The organism is Streptomyces albidochromogenes (genome assembly GCF_005981925.1).
Classification (GTDB): domain Bacteria; phylum Actinomycetota; class Actinomycetes; order Streptomycetales; family Streptomycetaceae; genus Streptomyces; species Streptomyces albidochromogenes.
In genome coordinates, this window is sequence record NZ_VBVX01000528.1 from 1 (window position 1) to 2,394 (window position 2,394).

The 2,394-nt window shown below is 73.2% G+C and carries 2 protein-coding genes; both read left to right on the forward strand.

Annotated features, from left to right (window positions below):
* On the forward strand, positions 1–1,336 hold a 1,336-nt coding region (locus tag E2E34_RS33430; RefSeq protein ID WP_167518440.1), incomplete at its 5' end, for an outer membrane protein assembly factor BamB family protein.
* A gap of 212 nt (positions 1,337–1,548) precedes the next feature.
* The gene (locus tag E2E34_RS33435) at positions 1,549–2,319 is read left to right on the forward strand and encodes a hypothetical protein (protein ID WP_138905586.1); all 771 of its coding nucleotides are present in this window, start codon (positions 1,549–1,551) and stop codon (positions 2,317–2,319) included.
* Positions 2,320–2,394 lie beyond the last annotated feature (75 nt).

Sequence of the window (2,394 nt, forward strand, 5' to 3'; positions counted from 1 at the left end):
GTTCGGGGGCCTCAGCAGGCGCGGGCTGCTCACCGGGCTGGCCGCGGGCGCGGCGGGGCTGCTGGTCGGCGGTGGCGGCGTACTCGCCCTCTCCGGCGGCGAGGACGACGCGCCCCCGGTCCGTACGGACGATCCCGAACCCGCCGCCCGCCGCAAGCCGCTGCCGGGCGTCGCCCCGGACCCGCTCTGGCACTACCGGCACCCCGTCGCGCTGGTGGCCGGCGGACCGGCCGCCCGTCTCTGGCGCGATCAGGTGCTGCTGATCCCGGGCGAGGACCTGACGACCGCGCTGGACCTGCGTACCGGCCGCCGGCTCTGGGAGCAGAAGGCCGCCGGTACGAAGTACGGCCCCGAAGCCGCCGACGGCAGCCACTGCTTCGTCGTCACCGCCACCGACTTCCTCTGGCTGTCCGTGAAGGACGGCACGGTCAAGCACCGGGTGCCGTACGCAACCCTTCTGACGAAGGGCCAGAAGGACACCCGGGCCACCCTGGGCGGGAGGGTGGCCGCCGACGGCCCCGTCGTCTGGTTCTCCGCCAGGGTCGAGACCCTGGGCGGCAAGAAGAACAAAGTGACGCGCACCCGGACGTACCTCCTCGCCTACGACATGGCCGTGCGCAAGGAGCTGTGGCGCACCGAGATGCCGAACGGCCGCCCCGGCCCCGTCCCCCGCTACGAGGCGGTCGGCCTGCGCCCCGGCGGCCTGCTGGTCCGCCAGGACAACGGCTCGCTCACCGCCGACCAGCAGAAGAAGGCGAAGGGCAAGGCGGCCTTCGTCCTCGTCGACCGCAGGACCGGCAAGACGCTGTGGCGCAAGTCGTTCCCCGGCGTGCGTCCCGACGCGGGCGTCACCGACGACCCGTCCGGCCGGCTCTACGCGGCGGTCGACGGCGGCCTCCAGGCGTACGACACCCGCAACGGCAAGAAGCTGTGGAAGGCCGAGGACGCCTCCGGCCCCGCCGGCTCCGCACCGTACGGCTTCGGGCGCGGCGTCGTGGGCGGCACGACGCTGTACGTGCCCAGTGGGCGCAGCGAGGTGTACGCCGTCGACACGGCGTCCGGGGACCAGCGGTGGCAGCGGGCCACCGAGTACCCGGGGCAGGCCACCGCGCGCATCGCGCTCAGCGGCAGCGGCCGTACCGTCCTCGCGCTCAACGACACCCAGGTCACCGCGATCGGCGCGGCAGACGGCCGCCGCCGGTGGAAGTTCCAGGACTCCGGCGAGACGGCGGCGGGCGCCGAGGACGCCTGGGCGGCGTACCGGGCGCAGCCGTTCGGCGACCGGGCCGCGGTGGTGTGGCGGGGCCGCAACTTCTACGCGCTCCCGCTCGACTGAGGCCCGCCGGGCGAGGGTTGTACCGGAACGCGTCTCGATTGCGTGGCTCTGCCGTTGCGCGGGCGTCACGATCTCGCGCGCGGGCGTAATTCATTGATCATCCGGGGCTCGCAGGTCGTAGATTCACTGGCCAGCAACACATTCCGCGTGTCACCGGACGGGTGAGCGTCACGCGGGGGGATCCGTTCACCGAACCAGAGGAATGCTGTTCCATGCGCCGCACCACTGTCCGCCGTACCGCCGTCGCCGCCTCCGCGCTCTCCCTGGCCCTGCTCGTCGGCGCCTGCGGCGGCGACAAGTCCGCCGATGACGCGCCCGAGGGCAAGGGCAAGAAGGAGGGTGCGGCGGCCGCGTCCTCCGCGAAGACCCTGTCGCAGGCCGAGCTGGACAAGCTCGTCCTCGCGGAGGGCGACGTGAAGAACCACAAGGTCATCAAGCCCCTGAAGGCGGACCTCGCCGCCGCGGAGATCGCCGAGCCCGACAAGCCCGCGTGCAAGCCGCTCGTCGACGCCACCTCGATGCGGACCCCGGGCTCGCCCGCGGCCAAGTCGCTGCGCCGGATCTCGGTCATGCCCGAGAAGCCGGCCGAGGACGCCTCGCCCGAGGAGAAGCTGAAGGCCGGTCTCGACGCCGTCGGCAAGGCCGTGATCATCACCGACACCCTGGCCTCCTACGAGGGCGAAGGCGCCCAGGAGGCCCTCGCCGCGCTGCGCGACGCCGGCAAGGCGTGCGCCGGCGGCTTCACCACCATCGCCGGCCCGGACAAGGTCACGTACTCGAAGGTCGCCCCGGCGTCCTACACCGCCGGGGACGAGGCGGTCGCCTTCACCCTGTCGACCGACATGGGCGGCGAGACCGGCACGGCCCAGCTGGTGACCGTGCGCAAGGGCAACACGCTCGCGTCCTTCTTCGCGATGAGCCTGATGGGCAAGGCGGACCAGCCGAAGGAAGCCATCGACGCGCAGCTGGCCAAGCTCGGCTGACCCTTCCCCACGGCTGACCCCTCCACCGCGGCTGAACCCGAACGGCCCCGTCCCCGCCCCGTGCGGGGGCGGGGA